Below are 20,509 nucleotides of genomic sequence, written 5' to 3' on the forward strand. Positions count from 1 at the left end.
CACTGTCCGCAGATACCGAACCGTCGCAAAAAAAGCCGCTTCCGCGGCTTTTTTTGTCGAACAGCCCGCTTAGCGCGGTAGCAGCGCCTGCACCTTGCCGACGCCCTCCAGCCCCCAGATCGTACCGATCAGCCCGCGCAGTTCCTGTTCCGTCGCGGCGTCCGCATAGCGGCCCAGGCTGAGCGTCTTGTCCTCGATTTCGGGGCGGCTCAGGGTGTTGCCCGGATCGCCCTTGGGTTCGTCCACGCGGCCGTGCAGCGTGCGGCCGTCGCGGGTATGGACCGTGACCTTGCCGATCCAGCGCTGCGGATAGGCGCCGTCGACTTCGGGGTCGAGCGCCATTTCCACCTTGCCGCGGAAGGCGGCCACGCCCGGGTCGTCCAGGCCGGCATCGAATTCCGCCAGCCCGGCGCGCCCTTGCCGGGCGATCAGCGCCAGCACGGTGCCCATCGAGAACTTGGACTGGTGCACGGTCTGCGGATTGACGACCGGCCCGAGGACGTCGATGGCGCCCTGGTGGACATGTGCCACCACGCGCTCCACGTCGGCTTCGGTCAGGTTGTTGTCGCGCAGCGCCTGCTGCAGCGCGTCGGCCGCGGGGTGGGTGTGGCGGCAGGACGCGTGGAACTTGAACGAGGTTTCGGCCAGGGCCCAGCGCTGGCCCAGGCGGTCGCACAGGCGGCTGGGGTCCGCGTCGGTGGACATGCCGGCGGCCATGCCTTGCGGGCCTTCCAGAATGTGACGGGCGCCGGTGAAGCCTTCGCGCGCCAGATAGGCGGCGGTGATGCCGTCGGCCGCCGCCTTGGCGGTGTGCAGTTGCTTGGAATCGGCGGCGTCGCGCAGAAATTCCCATAGGCCCGCGGCCTGGGTGCCGGCCGAGCCAAGCGCGTGCAGCATCTGTTCGGCCGACAGCCCGAGCAGGCGGCCGGTGGTGACGGCCGCCGCCAGCGTGCCCGCCGTGCCGGTTGTGTGGAAGATCTTGTAGTGCGATCGGCCCAGGAATTCGCCCACGCGGATGCCGACTTCATAACCGGCCACGGCGGCGGTGAGGAGATCCCGGCCGGAGCTGCCCAGCGCCTGCGCCACGGCCAGGGCAGGGGGGAACACGACGGCTGCGGGATGGAATACGGACCCGTTGTGCACGTCGTCCTGCTCGACTACGTGCGCGGCGGCGGCGTTGACCATGGCGGCGAACAGCGGCGTCGTGCGGCGGCGGTTGATGAGGACTTCGCTGGGGCCGTCGGCGGGCCCCATGGCGGCGGCATAGCGGTCGATGGCCTGGACCGCGCGCGCGGATGCGCCCGCCAAAATGGACGCCAGGCAGTCGAGCAGCAGGTCTTCGGCGCGGCGCAGCACCGGGGCGGGGATGTCTTCGTAGCGCAGGTTGGCGGCAAAGGCCGCGAGTTCGGCGCTCAAGTGGGGAGTGTCTTGGTCTGCGGTCATGGAGTCAGGCGTGTCAGAAGGAACGGGGCAGGCCCAGGATGTGTTCGGCCACGTAGGACAGGATCAGGTTGGTGGAGATGGGCGCAACCTGATACAGGCGCGTCTCGCGGAACTTGCGCTCCACGTCGTATTCGGTGGCGAAGCCGAAGCCGCCATGGAACTGCAGGCAGGCGTTGGCCGCTTCCCAGGACGCGTCCGCGGCCAGCAGCTTGGCCATGTTGGCCTGCGCGCCGCAGGGCTCGTGGGCGTCGAACAGGCGGCAGGCTTCGTAGCGCATCAGGCTGGCGGCTTCGACGTTGATGTGGGCGCGGGCGATGGGGAACTGCACGCCCTGGTTCTGGCCGATGGGGCGTCCGAACACCATGCGTTCCTTGGCGTAGGCCGTGACCTTGTCCACGAACCAGTAACCGTCGCCGATGCATTCGGCGGCGATCAGGGTGCGCTCGGCGTTCAGGCCGTCGAGGATGTACTTGAAGCCCTTGCCCTCTTCGCCAATCAGGTTTTCCTCGGGGATTTCCAGGTTGTCGAAGAAGAGTTCGTTGGTCTCGTGGTTGACCATGTTGGGAATCGGTCGGATCGACATGCCGTGCTTGACGGCGTGGTGCAGGTCCACCAGGAAGATCGACATGCCTTCCGATTTGCGCGTGACCTGGTCCAAGGGCGTGGTGCGCGCCAGCAGGATCATCAGGTCGGAGTGCTGGACCCGCGAGATCCAGACCTTCTGGCCGTTGATGACGTAGCGGTCGCCGCGTTTGACTGCGGTGGTCTTGATCTTGGTGGTGTCGGTGCCGGTGGTGGGTTCGGTCACGCCCATGGACTGCAGGCGCAGTTCGCCGGCGGCGATGCGAGGCAGGTATTCGCGCTTCTGGGCCTCGGAGCCGTGCCGCAGCAGCGTGCCCATGTTGTACATCTGACCGTGGCAGGCGCCTGAATTGCCGCCGCTGCGGTTGATTTCTTCCATGATGACCGAGGCCTCGGTCAGGCCCAGGCCGGAGCCGCCGTATTCCTGCGGGATCAGCGCTGCCAGCCAGCCGGCTTCGGTGAGGGCGCGGACGAAGTCTTCGGGGTAGCCGCGTTCTTCGTCGACCTTCCGGAAGTATTCGGAGGGAAATTGGGCGCAAAGGTCGCGCACGGCTTCGCGGATGTCCTGGTAGGCGTGGGAGGCGTGAGGCATAGGGCTGCTGTTCTGATTGAAGGAATGGTTCGGTATAGGATCGAATGTGCCGCAAGGCCGCAGACGTGCCAATTCACAATTCGTTAATACGGGGTTCCTGTTCGCAAAAGCGCGCTTTCATGACCGGCGTGCGTCATGTGGGCGCCCAGGTTGTGTCAAGAAATTGCCAAACTGGGTGTCCATAATCCGGGGCATTGCCGCAATGGCGGCGAGGCCATACACGGACGGATATGCGGAAAAATTTACGGGTCACAACGGCGCTGTCGGCCATTCTTGCCTTGTTTGTGGTGCTGTTCGCCGTCGCGGCGGCGGCGGGCATCACGGTGCTGCGCGACAATCGCGCGGATATCGAGGCGCTGGGCCGGGGCAGCATCGAGCGGGCCAGCGATCTTGCCGACATGAGCAGCCGGCTGTTCCAGGCGCGCGCCGCGCTGACCGACGCCAAGACCGCCATGGAGGGCGGGCTGGAAGAGGCGCGCAACGAATCCCTGGCGCAGGCGCAGGCGCTGCTCAAGCAGGCGGCCGCCAGCCAGGCGCGGCTGCGCGGCAATGCGGACGAGAGCGAACTGGGCGCGCCCCTGTTCGCGCAGATGCTGACGGCCTACGCGGCGTTCGCCGACCAGGCGCTGTTGCCCATGAGCAAGGCGATCCAGGGCTGGAACGGCATTGAGGTGAACCGCCTGACGGACAAGGTCCTGCCCGCCAGCGCTGCGGCTTACGTCAAGCAGGCCGAGGCCTACCAGGCCTACGCGCGCGAGCATGGCCAGTCCGCGGTGGCGGGCGCCAGCCGCACGCTGGAAAACGTCATCCTGGTGGCGGCCGGCATGCTGGGCTTCGTGCTGCTGCTGGCCGTGCTGATCCGGCTGGCGTTCCGCCGCAGCATCCTGCGGCCGCTGAACGAGGCCGGCGCGCACTTCGACCGTATCGCGGACGGCGACCTGACAGGCGCCATCGCCCTGCGCGGCGACAACGAGATCGGCGTGCTGTATTCGGCCATGCGCCGCATGCAGACGGGGCTTTCCGCCGCGGTGGCCTCGGTGCGCCACGGCGTCGAGGAAATCCATACGGGGTCGGGCGAAATCGCGGCCGGCGGCGCCGACATGTCGGACCGCACGGCGCGCCAGGCGGGTTCGCTGCAGGAGGCCGCGGCCAACATGACGCAACTGGCGCATACGGTGCAGCTGACGGCGGGCAACGCCGACCTGGCGAGCCGCCAGGCCTTGAGCGCGACGCAGCTGGCTCAGCGCGGCGGGCAGGCGGTGGAAGAAGTCGTCCAGAGCATGCAGGGCATCGCCGACAGCGCGCGCCGCATCGGCGAGATCGTGGGTGTGGTGGACAGCATTGCGTTCCAGACCAACATCCTGGCGCTGAACGCGGCGGTGGAAGCCGCGCGCGCCGGCGAGCAGGGCAAGGGCTTTGCTGTGGTGGCGGGGGAAGTGCGTTCGCTGGCCCAGCGCAGCGCCCAGGCCGCCCGGGAGATCAAGGGCCTGATCGAGGACTCCGGCGCGCGCGTGGATGCCGGCGTGCGCCACGTGACCCTGGCGGGCGACGCGATGCGCGACATGGTGGCGTCGGTGGATCGGGTGACGCAGATCGTGGCCGAGATTTCCAGCGCCACGGCCGAACAGGCGGCCGGCATTGCGTCGGTGAACGACGCGGTGGCGGATATTGAACGCTCGACGCAGGAAACCGCCGCCATGGTCGAACAGACCGCCGCCGCCGCTGCCGCGCTGGAAACCCAGGCGCAAGGCCTGCAGCGCGCCGTGGCGGTGTTCCAGATTGCCCGGGGGGCGCAGGCGGCCGGGGTTTCAGCCGGTAAGCTGCGGCAGGACGGCGCCGGTGTAGCGCTCGGTCACGAGCGACAGGTTGCCGTGCTTGACCTTGTGCTTGACGTGAGCGGCAGCCGACGCGATGTCCTCCGGGCGGATGCGCTCGCATAAAGAGGGCGTGACGGTCAGGGCGCCAACGCCCAGCGTCACGAAGGGGAAGAAGCGGGGAACGCCGTAGCGGTCCTCGGCTTCGATGCCGCCATTGCGCCGCCCCTGGTCGTCGTAGAGGGTCACGGCGGCTTCGTTGAATTCGGCGATGATGCGCTGGATACGATCGTGCCAGTCGGGGCTGCGCAGCAGCACCACAAAATCGTCGCCGCCGACATGGCCGACGAAGTCGCGTTGCGGATCGCAGTGGCGCTTGATGACTTCGGCGGTGAGCATGATCATGTCGTCGCCGCGCCAGTAGCCATAGACATCGTTGAAGGGCTTGAAGTTGTTCAGGTCGCCATAGCAGATGGCGAAATCCGCGGCGTCTTCAAGCAGGGTCGCGATATGGCGGCTGATGGGGATGTTGCCCGGCAGCGAGGTCAAGGGATTGGCGTAGCGCGCGGCCTCGATCCGCATTTCGGTCACGGACCGCACCAGCGTTTCGCCCGTAGCCAGGCCGTCGTAGCGGCCTTCGCGGGTGATGATCAGGCCGTCCATCAGGTAGCGCTGGTCTTCGGAAATCAGCACGTGGCTGAGCTGGTCGATGGACACATTCAGGTCCACCAGCACCGGCTCGCCGTTCATGAACGTGGAGCAGGCGTCGCGCCCGAACAGTTCACGCGTGTAACGCTGAGCGTAGTGTTCGGAGAAGTCCCGCCGATTGATGATGCCGACCGGGCGGTTGTCCGCGTCGACCACCGCCACAGCGTGCAGACTCTTGTGTTCGATGAACAGCCGGTGGACGTCGTCGTTGGTGTCCCGGTTGAGCAGCGCGGCCGGCGCCTGGACCCGCAGGCTGGCTGCGGTGCCGCCGGCGGAGCGCTGCGACAGCGGGGCGGCCGTGCGCAGGCGCAGGGAGTCGCGCAGGGGCGGCGTCAGTTCCGTGAGCAGGGTCTCGTCGGGCATGCCCAGGAACCAGCCCTGCGCGTAGCGGATGTCCAGCTCGCGCACCACGGCCAGATCCTCGGCGGTTTCGATGCCTTCGGCCACGATGGACGTGCCCAGGTGCTGCGCCACCTTCAGGATGGCGCGGACCATGTTCTGCTTGCGGTCGTCCTGGCCAATGCCGTCGAAGAAATAGCGGTCGATCTTGACGAGCTCGGGCTGCATTTCAGCCCACAGCTGCAGGTTGGAATTGCCCACGCCGTAGTCGTCCAGCGCGATGCGCATGCCGGCCTCGCGCAGACAGGAAAAGGCGTCCTGCACTTCGGCCATGCGGTCCGACAGGGGATCCTGTTCGGTCAGTTCGACGATGATGCTGGCGGGTTCCAGCGAGCAGTCCTTGAGCAGCCGGGACGGCATTTCATCGGCCCACAGGGTCCAGTAATGAAGCAGGGCCGAGCCCGACAGGTTCAGGAACAGTTTGCCGGGGGCGTCGTTCTGGTGAAAGCCCTGGGCGCCGGCCCGGAAGCTGGCCAGTTCAAGCTGCGGATGCAGCCCCTGGCGCCGGGCTTCGGCAAACAGTGCGTCGGGAAAGTGCAGGGGGGTGTCGGCAGGGCCGCGGATCAGGCTTTCGTGGCCGTAGATGCGGCTTTGGGAAAGGTCGACGACGGGTTGGAAGCGTGGCCGCAGCAGCCTTTCACGCAGGATTCCCGCCAGGTTGGGGGGCGCGGCCGCGCCTTCCAGGGGGGAATGGGGTGCGCGGGCGGCTGGCCGTGGCAAAGCGTGAAGTGAGTTCATCGCCAGGGTATTCAGATACGATCAGTGACAAGATAGGTCATATTGACAACAAAATATGTCTGCGTTGTTGCGCCGAATCGTGACCAGCAATCTTCAAGCGCTGTTACAAAAGTGTCAACAAACATTTGTCGGGCCGTGGACGCATGCCAACACGGCGGGGCGGATCGCCTGGCGGCGCTGCGCCCCTATACAATTTGCGCTATGACTTCCCCCAAGATTCCAGATTCCCTGCGCCGCGTCGTCCTGGCGTCCAACAACGCCGGCAAGCTGCGCGAGTTTTCCGCCTTGTTCGCGCCTCTGGGCATCGAACTGGTGCCCCAGGGCGAACTGGGCGTGCCCGAAGCCGAAGAGCCGCACGTCACCTTTGTCGAAAACGCGCTGGCCAAGGCTCGCCATGCCAGCCGCCTGACCGGGCTGCCGGCGCTGGCCGACGATTCCGGACTATGCGTGGCCGCGCTTGACGGCGCGCCCGGGGTGTATTCGGCGCGCTACGCCAAGATGCATGGCGGCGAAAAATCCGACGCGGCCAATAATGCGCTGCTGGTGCGCAACCTGGCCGCTGTGGCCGACCGCAGCGCCTGGTACGTGGCCGTGCTGGCGCTGGTGCGCGCCGAGAACGATCCGCGCCCGCTCATCGGCGAAGGGCTGTGGCACGGCGAAATCATCGACCAGCCCGAGGGCGCCAACGGCTTCGGCTACGATCCGCACTTTTACCTGCCCGACATGGCGCTGACCGCCGCATCGCTGGATCCCGACGAAAAGAACCGGGTCAGCCACCGGGCCCGCGCATTGCGCGAGCTGCTGAGCAAGCTCAGCCAGGCTTGACGACGGCGCCTCGTGCGCCAGGAATTCCGCATGTCCATCACCATACCCATCCGCAACGAAATGGGCGCGCCCAAGTCGCGCCTGATCGTGCCGGCGGGCGCCGCGCTGACCAGCCTGCCGCCGCTGTCGGTCTATGTCCACGTGCCCTGGTGCGTGCGCAAATGTCCTTATTGCGACTTCAATTCGCACGCCGCGCCGGGAGAGATCCCGGAGCGCGCCTACCTGGACGCGCTGCGCAGCGACCTGGAGCAGTCGCTGCCGTCTATCTGGGGGCGCCAGGTGACCACGGTTTTCATCGGCGGCGGCACGCCCAGCCTGCTGTCGTCGGCTGGCCTGGACGAACTGCTGGCCGTGTTGCGGGCGTACCTGAACGTCTGGCCGGATGCCGAGATCACCATGGAGGCCAACCCCGGCACCGCCGAGGCCGGGCGCTTTCGCGACTATGCCGCCAGCGGCGTAACGCGGTTTTCGCTGGGCATCCAGAGTTTCGACGACGCGCAGCTGAAAAAGCTGGGCCGCATCCATGATTCCGCACAGGCCCGCGCCGCCATAGAAATGGCGCAGCGCGCGGCGCCGCGCGTCAATCTGGACATGATGTTCGCGCTGCCCGGGCAGACGCTGGAGGCCTGTCGGACCGATCTGCGACAGGCCGTGTCGTTCGGCACGGAGCATCTGTCGCTGTATCACCTGACGATGGAGCCCAACACAGTCTTCGCGAAATTTCCGCCCGAGGACCTGCCGGATGACGATACCAGCGCCGCCATGCAGGACCTGGTGGAATCCGAGCTGGCCGCGGCGGGCCTGGCCCGCTACGAGGTCTCGGCCTACGCCCGGCCGGGAGCGCGCTGCCGCCACAACCTGAACTACTGGGAATTCGGCGATTACCTGGGGATCGGACCAGGCGCGCACGGCAAGCTGTCGTTCCACGACCGCATCGTGCGCGAAGCGCGCCTGCGCAGTCCCGACTCCTGGATGCAGGCCGCAATGGCCCGCGATGGCAGCCATCTGGCCGAAAGCCGGCAGGTCGGGCCCGAAGAGCTGCCGTTCGAGTTCATGCTCAACGCGCTGCGGCTCAAGGATGGCGTGGCCGCCACGTCCTTCAATGAACGCACCGGTTTGTCGCTGGCCGTCATTGCGCACCAATTGGAGGCAGCATCGAAACGGGGCCTGCTGGACGCCGATCCGACCCGTCTCAGGGCGACGCCCTTGGGCTGGAGTTTCCTCAATGACCTGCAGGAAATGTTCCTGTAGTGTGCAAGCACCACAGTGGGGCAATCGTGCCCCACCTTTTGCACCAACTTGGTGCTACATTTTTCCATGACTGTGCCGCCTTCCCCGGGGAATCCCGGGGGTAAAACCTGGCACGCTTATTGCTTCCCTCTTTTATGCCAGTCGACGGGCAAAGCCCTCGACCCTTTTATCTAATGGAGATGACATGGCAAGCCCGAAAGACGTCCTGAAACAGATCGCCGATAACGAAGTGAAATTCGTGGATTTCCGCTTTACCGATACGGTTGGCCGTGAGCACCACGTTTCCGTGCCCACCACGGCTATCGATGAAGACAAGCTGGAAAGCGGGCAGGCTTTCGACGGTTCGTCGATCCCGGGCTGGAAGGGCATTGAAGCCTCCGACATGCTGCTCATCCCCGACTGCTCGACCGCCAACCTGGATCCGTTCCGCGAAGAGCCGACGCTGATCCTGTCGTGCGACGTCGTCGAACCGTCCGACCTGAAGGGCTATGACCGCGACCCGCGTTCGCTGGCCAAGCGCGCCGAAGCCTACCTGAAGTCCTCCGGCCTGGGCGACACCGCCTACTTCGGTCCGGAACCCGAATTCTTCGTGTTCGACGGCGTGACCTGGAACACCGACATGTCGGGCACGTTCGTCAAGATCAAGTCCGAAGAAGCTCCCTGGTCCACCGGCCTGGAATTCGAAGGCGGCAACACCGGCCATCGTCCGGGCGTGAAGGGCGGCTACTTCCCCGTTCCGCCGGTCGATTCGTTCCAGGACATGCGTTCGGAAATGTGCCTGCTGATGGAACAGATGGGCGTGCCGGTCGAAGTGCACCACCATGAAGTGGCCGCTCCCGGCCAGCTCGAAATCGGCACCAAGTTCAGCACGCTGGTCCAGCGCGCCGACTGGACGCAGATCGTCAAGTACATCGTGCACAACGTGGCCCACGCCTACGGCAAGACTGCCACGTTCATGCCCAAGCCCGTCGTCGGCGACAACGGCTCCGGCATGCACGTCCACCAGTCCATCTGGAAGGACGGCCAGAACCTGTTCGCGGGCAACGGCTACGCCGGCCTGTCCGAATTCGCCCTGTACTACATCGGCGGCATCATCAAGCACGCTCGCGCGCTGAACGCCATCACCAACCCGGGCACGAACTCGTACAAGCGCCTGGTCCCGCACTTCGAAGCGCCCGTGAAGCTGGCCTACTCGGCCCGCAACCGCTCGGCCTCGATCCGCATCCCCTACGTGGGCAACCCGAAGGGCCGCCGCATCGAAACGCGCTTCCCGGATCCCCTGGCCAACCCGTACCTGGCTTTCTCGGCCCTGATGATGGCCGGCCTGGACGGCATCCAGAACAAGATCCACCCCGGCGATCCGGCCGACAAGAACCTGTACGACCTGCCGCCGGAAGAAGACGCGAAGATCCCGACCGTCTGCGCCTCGCTGGAAGAAGCGCTGGAAGCTCTGGACAACGACCGCGAGTTCCTGACCCGTGGCGGCGTGTTCAGCAACGACATGCTCAGCGCCTACATCGACCTGAAGATGGCCGACGTGACGCGCCTGCGCATGACGACGCACCCGGTCGAATTCGACATGTACTACAGCCTCTGATGCTTTGAGGCTGTGGCTGGGGGAGCGCGATGATGTAGGCAGAAACCAGGGCCCACACCACGCGCACCGCCAGGTCGCGGCTCGACGAATTGTCCGGCAGGCTTCGCGCCTGCCGGGCAGGGCGCCGGGTTCCGGCGCCGCCGTCGCGTACGCGTTCCGCTTTTCCCCCTGTCCATTCGGGTACGTTGAAAAATGAATGTAGAAGCTCTCGATCTGCTTGCCACGTCCGTTTTCCTGGTCAACGAACGAGGCCATATCGAATACGCCAATGCGGCCGCCGAGGATCTGTTCGGCCGCTCGCGCAAACAACTGGGCGGGCAATCCGCCGCCACCCTGTTCGACACCCCTGAGAATATCCAGTCATCAATCGACCGCGCCGCGGGCGGCAGGTACGCCGACGTGAGGCAGCTGGCCTCGTTGCGCCGCGCCACCGAATCCGTGGAAGTCGCCGTGACGACCGTGGGCCTGACCGGCCAGCGTTGGCCGGTGCTGATCGAAACCCGCGAGATCGAGCAGCGCGTGCTGGCTGACCGCAACCACCGGCTGGTTGACGAGATCGAAGCCCACCGCGAACTGCTGCGCAACCTGGCGCATGAAGTCAAGAATCCCCTGGGCGGCCTGCGCGGCGCCGCGCAACTGCTGGAAGCCGAGCTGCCCAGCGCGGCCCTGGCCGAGTACACCCAGGTCATTATTTCCGAAGCCGACCGCCTGCAGGCGCTGGTGGACCGCCTGAGCGGCCCGCAACGTGTGCCGTTGAACGCGCGGCCGGTGAACATCCACGAGATCTGCGAGCGCGTCTGCGCCCTGATCCAGGCCGAGTTCCGCAACGACGTCACCATCCAGCGCGACTACGACGCATCGGTTCCGGATTTGAAGGGCGACGCCGCCCGCCTGATGCAGGCGGTCCTGAACGTGGCGCGCAACGCAGCGCAGGAACTTGTTGCGCGGCCCCAGGGCCCGCAGACCGAACCTGGCGTGGTGACGCTGCGCACGCGCGTCGCGCGGCAGGTCATGCTGGCGCATCGGCAGCACCGCCTGGCGCTGGTGCTGTCCATCATTGACAACGGTCCCGGCGTGCCGGACCACATCCGCGACCGCATCTTCCATCCGCTGGTCACGGCCAGGGCTGGAGGCACCGGCCTGGGCTTGAGCCTGGCGCAGGATTTCGTGCAACAGCACGGCGGCATCATCGAATTTGAATCCCGGCCAGGGCGCACCGAGTTCCGCCTGGTCCTCCCGATGGAGCCCGCAAACTGATGAAACCCGTATGGATCGTCGATGACGACCAGGCCATCCGCTGGGTCCTCGAAAAGGCCCTGGCCCGCGCTGGCGTCCCCACCCGCAGCTTTTCCCAATCGGCCGACGTGCTGGAAGCGCTGGCGCGCGAAACGCCGGTGGCCCTGGTGTCGGATATCCGCATGCCGGGCGGCAATGGCCTTGAACTGCTGCGCCAGCTCAAGGAGCGCCATCCGGGCCTGCCGGTCATCGTGATGACCGCGTTTGCGGATCTGGACAGCACTGTGTCCGCCTTCCAGGGCGGCGCGTTCGACTACTTGGCCAAGCCGTTCGACGTGAACGAGGCCGTCGCGCTGATCCAGCGCGCCATGCAGGAGTCCACGCAGCCGGAAACGCCCGAAGGGCAGGGCGAGGGCTCGCAGAACAACGAGCGCTGGATGATGACGCAATCGTCGTCCACCGCCATGCAGGAAGTCTTCCGCGCAATCGGCAGGCTGGCGCAATCCAAGGTCACCGTCCTTATCACGGGCGAATCCGGCACCGGCAAGGAGCTGGTGGCCCGCGCGCTGCACGGCCACGGGGTGCGCGCAAGCGGACCGTTCGTGGCGCTGAACGCCGCCGCCATCCCGCGCGATCTGCTTGAAGCCGAGCTGTTCGGCCACGAGCGGGGCGCCTTCACCGGGGCGAACAACCTGCGCCGCGGCCGCTTCGAGGAAGCCCACGGCGGAACTCTGTTCCTGGACGAAATCGGCGACATGCCCATCGAGCTGCAGACGCGCCTGCTGCGCGTGCTGGCCGAAGGCAGCTTTTACCGCGTGGGCGGCGCGCAGCCCGTGCGCGTGGACGTGCGGATCGTCGCGGCTACTCACCAGCCGCTGGAGCAGCGCGTCGAACAGGGCTTGTTCCGCGAAGACCTGTTCCACCGCCTGAATGTCATCCGGCTGCGCCTGCCGCCGCTGCGCGAGCGCGTCGAAGACATTCCCGCGCTGGCCCAGCATTTCCTGACCGCCAGCGCGCGGACGCTGGGTGTGCCGGTCAAGCGGCTGACGCCCGAGGCGCTGGCCGTGCTGACCAAGTTCGACTTCCCCGGCAACGTTCGCCAGCTTGAGAACTTCTGCCATTGGCTGACGGTGATGGCGCCGGGCCAGACGGTGGAGCGTGCGGACCTGCCGCCCGAGATACGCGCCATGGAGCATCAGCCGCCCGCCGGGTCCGCGCCGTTGCGTCCCGCGGCGCCGGCCGCCGGCATGGGCACCGTGGTGCAGGCCGGAGCGTCCGTCGCGGACGACGGCACGCCGCGCAACTGGCAGGATTCGCTGCTGCGCGATGCGCAGTACCGCCTGGAGCGCGGCGAGCCCGCAGTGATGGCCACGCTGACGCGCCAGTTCGAAAAAATCCTGCTGCAAAGCGCGCTGGACGCCAGCCGCGGCCGCCGCGTGGAAGCGGCGTCGCGCCTGGGTATCGGCCGCAACACCATTACGCGCAAACTGCGCGAACTGGGCATCGAGGACGAATGAGGCAGGGCGCCCGCGCAATGCGGGCGCCTTCTCTTGGGAGCGGCCGCGCTGCTACAACCCCAGCAGGCTTTCGCACAGCCTGGGCGATTCCAGCTTCTTGAGCCACCACTTCAGGGCTTCGCCCGGCGGTTCCGCCCGCCAGGCGTAAGCGACGTGTTCCGTCAGGGACATGCCTTCATCAGTCTCGCACACCACCAGCAGGCCCTGCGCCAGGTATGGCGCGGCCAGGGTCAGCGGCAGGTAACCGCAACCCAGGCCACGCACTTGCGCGTCGATCTTGGCCTGCATGGTCGGCATCACCAGCGTGGGCTGCTCGGACAGAATGCCGCGCGACTGCGCCGGCAGGTTGCGCGACGTGTCCGCGACGACCACGGCGCAATAGCGCGTGATGTCGGCGCGGGACAGCGGCTGGGGCAGGGATGCCAGCGGGTGGTGCGCCGCCACGCAGAAACCGAACTGCATCACGCCGATGGCCTGGGACCGGTAGGGCCCGGTGGGCTCGCCCGCAGCCCCCGCGCCTATCACCAGATCCGCGCGGCCCGAGGTCAGCGCGTCCCAGTTGCCGCTCAGGACCTCGCTGGAAAAGCGCAGCGTCGTGGCGCTGCCCAGCGCATTGAACTCGTCGATCAGGTCATACAGCGGACGCCACGGCAGCACGGCGCTGACGGCGATGCGCAATTGCACTTCCCATCCGGTGGCGATGCGCTTGACGCGGCAGGCCAGGTCGTCCAGCGACTGCAGAAGATAACGTCCATCCTTGAGCAGCGCCTCGCCCGCGGGCGTGAGCAGCGCCCGGTGCCCCGAGCGGTCGAACAGCAGCACGTCCAGGCCGTCTTCCAGCTTGCGGATGGAATAGGTGACAGCTGACGGCACCTTGCCCAGTTCGCGGGCCGCCTTGGCAAAGCTGCCATGCCGGGCGATGGCATCCACCAGGACGAGCAGTTCAGGCGTGATGGGCTGTGGGGGAAGAGACATCGAGATGGCCATTCAAAATAATTGAACGAAGTCGTCAAAATATAGCGCCAAACGCCGGCGCCGGCACGCGCAGAATATCACTCATGCCGGGGTTGCAGCGAAACCGGCCGGGCAGGAAGCCCCAGCCACGAAGCAGCCCTAATCATTCATATTATTGAAACAGGAGTTCAAGATGCTTACGATCCGCCGCGCCGCCGAACGGGGTCACGCCAACCATGGCTGGCTCGATTCGTTTCACACCTTCTCCTTCGCCAACTACTACGACCCGGCTCACATGGGCTTCGGCGCGCTGCGCGTGATCAACGACGACCGCATCGCCGCCGGACGCGGCTTCGGCACCCACGGCCACCGGGACATGGAAATCATCACCTATGTGCTGGACGGCGCCATCGCCCACAAGGACAGCATGGGCAGCGGCTCGACCATCCAGCCGGGCAACGTGCAGCGCATGAGCGCCGGCCGCGGCGTGATGCACTCCGAGTTCAACCCGCTGCCGGATACGGAAACGCACATGCTGCAGATCTGGATCGAACCCGACGTCGCCGGGATCGCGCCGGAATACGAAGAGCGCGGTTTCTCCGACGCGCAGAAACGCGGCCGGCTGCAGGCCCTGGTGTCGGGCGACGGTGTCGACGGGTCGATGAAGATCCATCAGGATGCGCGCCTTTATGCCGGGCTGTTCGACGGCGACGAGTCGGCCGCGCTGACGCTGACCGCTGGCCGCCGCGCCTGGGTCCACGTGGCTCGCGGCAGCATCGTCGCCAACGGCGTCGAGCTGTCGGCCGGCGACGCCCTGGCGATCACGGACGAAAGCCGTGTCGAGCTGTCGGGCGGCAAGAACGCCGAAGTCCTGGTGTTCGACCTGGCCTGACGCCAGCCGCCGGGCGGATTTCCTAATCCGCCCGGCTCTACTTTCAACAGGCCGCAAGGCCTTAAGATGGCCGTTGGCCCATTCATGCGGAGCACTGCACCATGTCGATCCTGTCCGAAGCCGGCGAAAGCCAGATTGAAACCGTTGTGGTGCCGCGCACCAGCGACCTTGGGGGCTTTTCGGTCCTGCGCGCGATCCCGTCCGCGCAACGCCGCACCGTCGGTCCGTTCGTCTTCCTGGACCACATGGGTCCCGCCGACTTCGACGTGGGCGCAGGCATCGACGTGCGTCCGCACCCGCACATCGGCCTGTCCACCGTTACCTACCTGTACGAAGGCTCCATGGTCCATCGCGATGGCGCGGGCCACACGCAGACCATTCTGCCGGGTGAAGTGAATTGGATGACCGCGGGCCGCGGCATCGTCCACTCCGAACGCTCCTCGCCGGAAAGCCGCCTGGCGCCGCAGCGCCTCTGTGGACTGCAGATCTGGGTGGGCCTGCCCAAGGCCCACGAGGAAACCGATCCGGGCTTTACGCATTACGGACTGGATGCGCAGCCGGTCATCGAAGGCGAGGGCGTGCGCGCCCAGGTGGTGGCGGGTGAACTGTTCGGCAAGACCTCATCGGTGAAGACGCTGTCGCCGCTGTTCTACGGCGACCTGCAATTGCAGGCGGGCGCCACGATGGTGCTGCCGGCCGAACACGAGGAACGCGCTGCGTACCTGTCGCAGGGCACTGTGGAAATCGAAGGCCAGACCTACGAAAGCGGGCGCCTGGTGGTGTTTGCGCCGGGCAAGCCCGTGCAGATTCGGGCCAAGACGGCGGCGCGCTTCGCCGTGTTGGGCGGCGAGCCGCTGGACGGTCCGCGCTTTGTCTGGTGGAACTTCGTGTCCAGCAGCAAGGACCGCATCGAGCAGGCCAAGGAGGACTGGCAGCGCAATCGCTTCAACCAGACCGTGCCGGGCGACGAAACCGAGTTCATCCCGCTGCCGCAGCCGGGAGTGTGATCCGCTCGGCCAGTACATCGGGAGCGCATCCTCGATGTACTGGGGCGTTGATCGGCACGCCGGTCTAGCGGCCGCGCGCCAGGGCCTGCTCGCGCTGTTCTTCCAGCGCCTCGCGGCGGATGAAGTCGCGCACGAAAGCATCGGCCGGATTGTGGTGCAGGTTGTAGGGCGTATCCCACTGCGCGATCCTGCCCTTGGACATCACGCCGATGCGGTCCGCAATGGCGAAGGCTTCGGCCTGGTTGTGCGTCACCAGGATCGCGGTGTGGCCCGTGGTCTTCAGGATCTCGCGCACCTCGAAGGCCAGGCGTTCGCGCGTGTCCACGTCCAGATTGGAGAACGGCTCGTCCAGCAGCAGCAGGTCGGGCGAGGGCGCCAGCGCGCGGGCCAGCGCCACGCGCTGCTGCTGGCCGCCAGAGATCTCGTGCGGATAGCTGTTGGCGGCGTGCGCCAGGCCCACCAGTTCCAGCATTTCCTCGACGCGGCGGGCGCGCTCGGGGCGGGCCAGCTTGCGCAGCCCGAACGCCACGTTCAGCGCCACGGTAAGGTGCGGAAACAGCGCGTAGTCCTGGAACATCATGCCCACGCGGCGCAGCTCCGGCGCCACCTGTTCGGCCGGGGAAGAGATGACCGCGCCGTCGAGCAGGATGCGGCCGGCGCGCACCGGCTCGAAGCCGGCGATGGCGCGCAGCACCGTGGTCTTGCCGCAGCCGGACTCGCCCAGCAGGCAGCCGATGTGACCTGCGGGCAGGCCCAGCGACAGGTCCTGCACAATGGGCTTGAGGCCCGCGGGCGTGTCGTAGGCCAGGGAGATGTGTTCGATTTCTAGCAGATCGGGCACGGTGATCAATGTCCCATTTTCAGATTGGTGCGCGCCAGCAGGATGACGGGCAGCAGGCCGGCCAGCACGATCGCCAGCGCAGCCACGGCGCCTTCCTCGTACGTGCCGCGCGCGGCTTCCGCATAAAGCCATGTGGCCAGCGTGTCGAAATTCATGGGCCGCAGCAGCAGCGTGGCGGGCAGTTCCTTCATGGCGTCCACGAACACCAGCAGCGCGCTGGCGGCCAGGGCGGGGCGCAGCAGCGGCAGGTGGACGCGGCGCAGCGTGCCGGCCGAGGTCTCGCCCAGCAGCCGCGAGGCCTGCTCCAGCGACGGCGGAATGCGCGCCAGGCCCGCTTCCAGCGCGCCTGTCGAAATCGCCAGGAAGCGGATCGCATAGGCGCACACCAGCGCGCCCATCGAGCCCATCATGAACAGGCCCGCGCCGCCGAACACGCGGGCGACGGCGGTGTCGATCCAGACGAAAGGCGTGAGCAGGCCGATCGCCAGCACGGTGCCGGGCACGGCATAGCCCAGGCTGGCGATGCGGGCGCAGGCGCGTCCGGGATTGAAGCCGGCGCTTTCGCGCAGGGTCCGCCCGGCCCAGGCGACCACCAGGCCGCACAGCAGCGTGACCACTGTGGCGCTGAACGCCACGATCAGGGTGTTGCTCAAGCCCCGGGCAAGCTGGTCCGAAACGCCGCCCACCAGATGCAGGCGCTTGTAGGTTTCCACGACCAGGTACAGCGCGGGCGCGGCAAATCCGGCCAGGACCGGGATCCAGCCCAGCACGGCGGCGACCAAGGCGGGTACGCCATGCAGCCGGCGCGGCTGCATCGGGCGCATGCGCTGCGTGTTGGCGTAGCGCTGGCGCTTGCGGCCATGGCGTTCCAGCAGGATCAGTCCGATGACGATGGCAAGCATGGTCAGCGCGATCTGCGCGGCGCCCGCCAGGTCCGAGCGCGTAACCCACGTGGTGTAGACGGAGACGGTCAGGGTCTGCACGCCCAGGAATTCGGACGCGCCGATGTCGTTCAGCGTTTCCAGCAGCGCCAGGCTCACGCCGACGACGATGGCCGGGCGCGCCAGGGGCAGGGCGACGCGGCAGAACACCGCCACGCGGCCGGCGCCCAGCGTGCGGGCGGCTTCCAGCAGGCTGGCGGCCTGCGTCATGAACATCACGCGGGTGCTCAGGTAGACGTAGGGATACAGCACGAAGCCCAGGACGAAGATCGCGCCATAGATCGAGCGCAGGTCGGGCAGGCGGAACTGGCGGGGACTGTCGTAGCCCAGCAGCGCCCGGATCGCGGTCTGGATCGGGCCGATGGGGTGCAGCAGGTCCAGGTAGGCAAAAGCAATGATGTAGGTGGGCACCGCCAGCGGCAGCAATAGGGCCCAGGTGAGGATGCGGCGCGTGGGGAAGTCGTAGGCCGTCACCAGCCAGGCGGCGCCCGTGCCCAGCAGCGTCACCACGACGCCCACGCCGGCCAGCAGCATGGCGGTGTTGGCCAGCGCCTGCGGCAGCACGTAGCTGGCCAAGTGCTGCCAATGGGCCAGGCTGCCGCCCAGCGCCCACCAGCCCAGCGTCAGCACCGGCGCCAGCACGGCCAGCGCGATCAGGGCGGCGCCGGCCAGCCAGCCGGCCCCCCGTTCAGACCAGCGCAGACGCAGCGGCCGGGGCAAGGATTCTGTATGCATGCTTCAAAGTCGATTGCATCAAAGGCAAGGCCTGTTCCCCCAAAAAGAGGGAACAGGCCCTACGCACGGCCCCGGTGTCAGGGCGCGCGCGTGTCACTGCCGCAGGCTTGCGCCATGCCCGCGGGCATGGCGGCCCGGCGGCTTATCAGTTGTCGAAGCCGACCTTGTCCACCAGTTCGCTGGCTTGCTTGCGATGCTTGGCGATCTCGGTCAGGGGCAGGGGATCGACCTTCAGTTCGCCAAAGCTGGCAATCACGGGGTCCAGCTTCACGCCCTTGCGGACGGGATACTCATAGTTGGCCTGGGCGTACAGGGCCTGGGCCGGTTCGGAAACCAGGAAGTCCAGCAGCTTGACCGCGTTGGCCTTGTTCGGCGCGTGGGCCGCGACGGCGGCGCCGCTGACGTTCACGTGCGTGCCGCCGCTCTTGGCGTTGGCGAAGGTCGGGCGGATCACCTTGATGGCGTCGCCCCACTTGCGCGCGTCGGTGCCGGGTTCGGCGTTCTTCATGTGGCCGACGTAGTACGCATTGGCCAGGCCGATGTCGCAGATGCCGCCCAGGATGTCGCGCGCCACGTCGCGGTCGCCGCCGGCGGCCTTGCGCGCCAGGTTGGCCTTCACGCCGCGCAGCCATTTTTCAGTGGCCTCGGCGCCGTCATGCGCGATCATGGAAGCGACCAGCGCGGTGTTGTAAGGATGCTGGCCCGAGCGGATGCAGACCTTGCCCTTCCACTTGGGATCGGCCAGGTCTTCGTAGCGGAAGGATTCCAGCTTCAGGTCCTTTTCCACGTAAAGCACGCGGTCGCGCAGCGACAGGGCGTACCATTTGCCGTCGGCGCCGCGCAGGTTGGCGGGAATGACGGATTCCAGCGTGCTCGACTTGATGGATTGCGTGACGCCGCCGTCCACCAGGTCCAGCAGGTTGCCGATGTCCACGGTCATCAGCACGTCGGCGGGCGACTTGGCGCCTTCGGCCTTGACGCGCTCAAGCAGGCCGTCCTTGACGAAGACGGTGTTGACCTTGATGCCGCTTTCCTTCGTGAAGGCATCCAGCAGCGGCTGGATCAGCTTGGGTTCCCGGGTGGTGTAGAGGCTGACTTCCTCGGCCGCGTTGGCCGATACGGTGAAGGCGGCGGCGCCGGCCAGCGCAAGGGCGCGAAGCAGCGAATTCAATTGGGGACGCTTGATCATGAAGGAACTCCAGCTAGGGCTGAAACCAGGATAGCGGTGGTGCGCAACACGCCTCGCCGCTAAAAACGGTCTGCTAACGAAAATGATTATCAAGTGAGAGAGCGACGATAACAGAGAGCGTAACGCCGTTCAACTACTCGTAAGCCTATGGCTCGGACCGTTGATCCCCATCAATATGGCATAAGGGTATTACGGAATAATGAGAGCAGTTATCATCAAGACCCTGTAGAATAGGGTCAACCCTAATGCCGGCCGCGCCTTTTCTGCGGCTCGGAATGACCTCGCGGCGCAAGCCGGACCTCCTGGCCCGGTCCCTGTCCGCCCTTACTCAATACGACATGGCTGCTTTCAACACTGAGCGCGTACTTAGCGTGCACCACTGGAACGACACCCTGTTTTCCTTCACCACGACGCGTGACGCGGCCTTGCGGTTCCACAACGGCCACTTCGTGATGATCGGCCTGGAAGTTGAAGGCAAGCCCCTGTTGCGGGCCTACAGCATCGCCAGCGCCAACTACGAAGAAAACCTCGAATTCCTCAGCATCAAGGTGCAGAACGGCCCGTTGACCTCGCGGCTGCAGCACCTGAAAGAAGGCGACACCATCCTCGTCAGCCGCAAGCCGGTGGGCACGCTGGTCGTCGACGACCTCAAGCCCGGCAAGCACCTTTTCCTGTTTGGCACGGGCACGGGTCTGGCTCCCTTCATGAGCATCATCAAGGATCCGGACGTCTACGAACGTTTCGACAAAGTCATCCTGGTGCACGGCGTGCGCTGGGTCAGCGAACTTGCCTACGCGGACTTCATTGAAAGCGAACTGCCGAACAACGAATTCTTCGGCGACATCGTCCGCGAGAAGCTGGTGTACTACCCCACGGTTACGCGCGAGCCTTTCCGCAACCAGGGCCGCATTACCGAATTGCTCGAAAACGGCAAGCTGTGCGCCGACATCGGCATTCCGCAGATCAATCCGGAAACCGATCGCGCCATGATTTGCGGCAGCCCGCATATGCTGGCCGACATCAGCGCCATGCTGGACAGCCGCGGCTTCACGGTGTCGCCGGGCGTGGGCCAGCCGGGCGACTACGTGGTGGAACGGGCGTTCGTGGACAAGTAATCCGATCCGCTGGCGACGCCTCGATTCCAAAAAAGCCATCGCGTTTGCGATGGTTTTTTTTTGCACTGCGCGCGGCATGGCCGCGCCATTGTCATGAATTGATTGCGCATGCTGCAGTGTTGAGCTTATCAAT

Annotated in this window: 15 protein-coding genes and 1 pseudogene; 9 read left to right on the top strand and 7 right to left on the bottom strand. The window is 66.3% G+C overall.

Annotation, left to right across the window (positions count from 1 at the left end; translation table 11 throughout):
• Nucleotides 1-69: 69 nt before the first annotated feature.
• Nucleotides 70-1,443 (bottom strand): MmgE/PrpD family protein, encoded by a 1,374-nt coding sequence (locus KYC_RS19915; protein WP_043519001.1) that lies wholly within the window; start codon nucleotides 1,441-1,443, stop codon nucleotides 70-72.
• 13 nt (nucleotides 1,444-1,456) lie between these two features.
• Complete coding sequence (locus KYC_RS19920; RefSeq protein WP_008165724.1) at nucleotides 1,457-2,617, bottom strand: acyl-CoA dehydrogenase family protein; 1,161 nt, start codon at nucleotides 2,615-2,617, stop codon at nucleotides 1,457-1,459.
• 230 nt (nucleotides 2,618-2,847) lie between these two features.
• Here KYC_RS19920 and KYC_RS29005 point away from each other — a divergent pair.
• Nucleotides 2,848-4,281 (top strand): annotated as a pseudogene (locus tag KYC_RS29005) (methyl-accepting chemotaxis protein); the annotation flags it as partial.
• A 144-nt stretch (nucleotides 4,282-4,425) separates the two neighbouring features.
• Here KYC_RS29005 and KYC_RS19925 read toward each other — a convergent pair.
• On the bottom strand, nucleotides 4,426-6,276 hold the full coding sequence (locus KYC_RS19925) for an EAL domain-containing protein (protein WP_081478077.1): 1,851 nt from the start codon (nucleotides 6,274-6,276) through the stop codon (nucleotides 4,426-4,428).
• 201 nt (nucleotides 6,277-6,477) lie between these two features.
• On the opposite strand from KYC_RS19925, the gene rdgB reads away from it, so the two are divergent.
• From rdgB to ntrC, 5 genes are all read left to right on the top strand, one after another.
• A complete protein-coding gene (gene rdgB, locus KYC_RS19930) occupies nucleotides 6,478-7,101 on the top strand; it encodes an RdgB/HAM1 family non-canonical purine NTP pyrophosphatase (RefSeq protein WP_008165727.1) in 624 nt (207 codons plus the stop codon).
• A 30-nt stretch (nucleotides 7,102-7,131) separates the two neighbouring features.
• Entirely contained in the window at nucleotides 7,132-8,352 is a 1,221-nt protein-coding gene (gene hemW, locus KYC_RS19935) for a radical SAM family heme chaperone HemW (RefSeq protein WP_008165728.1), read from the top strand.
• Nucleotides 8,353-8,536: 184 nt separating this feature from the next.
• Entirely contained in the window at nucleotides 8,537-9,949 is a 1,413-nt protein-coding gene (gene glnA, locus KYC_RS19940) for a type I glutamate--ammonia ligase (protein WP_008165729.1), read from the top strand.
• Between the two features lie 192 nt (nucleotides 9,950-10,141).
• A complete protein-coding gene (glnL, locus tag KYC_RS19945; RefSeq protein WP_008165730.1) occupies nucleotides 10,142-11,206 on the top strand; it encodes a nitrogen regulation protein NR(II) in 1,065 nt (354 codons plus the stop codon).
• The gene (gene ntrC / locus KYC_RS19950) at nucleotides 11,206-12,702 is read left to right on the top strand and encodes a nitrogen regulation protein NR(I) (protein WP_008165731.1); all 1,497 of its coding nucleotides are present in this window, start codon (nucleotides 11,206-11,208) and stop codon (nucleotides 12,700-12,702) included. Before glnL ends, ntrC begins: the two co-directional genes overlap by 1 nt.
• Nucleotides 12,703-12,753: 51 nt before the next feature.
• Here the strand turns inward: ntrC and KYC_RS19955 are convergent, their stop codons facing one another.
• Nucleotides 12,754-13,677, bottom strand: coding sequence for a LysR family transcriptional regulator (locus KYC_RS19955; protein ID WP_238531969.1), 924 nt, complete (start codon nucleotides 13,675-13,677; stop codon nucleotides 12,754-12,756).
• Between the two features lie 172 nt (nucleotides 13,678-13,849).
• Here KYC_RS19955 and KYC_RS19960 point away from each other — a divergent pair, with 172 nt between their 5' ends.
• Together KYC_RS19960 and KYC_RS19965 are read left to right on the top strand one after the other, a co-directional pair.
• The gene (locus tag KYC_RS19960; protein WP_008165734.1) at nucleotides 13,850-14,548 is read left to right on the top strand and encodes a pirin family protein; all 699 of its coding nucleotides are present in this window, start codon (nucleotides 13,850-13,852) and stop codon (nucleotides 14,546-14,548) included.
• A 101-nt stretch (nucleotides 14,549-14,649) separates the two neighbouring features.
• Nucleotides 14,650-15,555, top strand: coding sequence for a pirin family protein (locus KYC_RS19965; protein WP_008165735.1), 906 nt, complete (start codon nucleotides 14,650-14,652; stop codon nucleotides 15,553-15,555).
• A gap of 64 nt (nucleotides 15,556-15,619) precedes the next feature.
• On the opposite strand, the gene KYC_RS19970 is transcribed toward KYC_RS19965, so the two are convergent.
• The 3 genes from KYC_RS19970 to KYC_RS19980 form a co-directional block, all read right to left on the bottom strand.
• Nucleotides 15,620-16,396 (bottom strand): ABC transporter ATP-binding protein, encoded by a 777-nt coding sequence (locus KYC_RS19970; protein WP_043519014.1) that lies wholly within the window; start codon nucleotides 16,394-16,396, stop codon nucleotides 15,620-15,622.
• 5 nt (nucleotides 16,397-16,401) lie between these two features.
• Entirely contained in the window at nucleotides 16,402-18,072 is a 1,671-nt protein-coding gene (locus KYC_RS19975; RefSeq protein ID WP_008165737.1) for an ABC transporter permease, read from the bottom strand.
• 145 nt (nucleotides 18,073-18,217) lie between these two features.
• Complete coding sequence (locus KYC_RS19980) at nucleotides 18,218-19,261, bottom strand: Fe(3+) ABC transporter substrate-binding protein (RefSeq protein ID WP_008165738.1); 1,044 nt, start codon at nucleotides 19,259-19,261, stop codon at nucleotides 18,218-18,220.
• Nucleotides 19,262-19,599: 338 nt separating this feature from the next.
• On the opposite strand from KYC_RS19980, the gene KYC_RS19985 reads away from it, so the two are divergent.
• Complete coding sequence (locus KYC_RS19985; RefSeq protein ID WP_008165739.1) at nucleotides 19,600-20,376, top strand: ferredoxin--NADP reductase; 777 nt, start codon at nucleotides 19,600-19,602, stop codon at nucleotides 20,374-20,376.
• The last annotated feature ends 133 nt before the right edge of the window (nucleotides 20,377-20,509 follow it).

This window comes from Achromobacter arsenitoxydans SY8, assembly GCF_000236785.1.
GTDB classification, from domain to species: Bacteria; Pseudomonadota; Gammaproteobacteria; order Burkholderiales; family Burkholderiaceae_B; genus Achromobacter; species Achromobacter arsenitoxydans.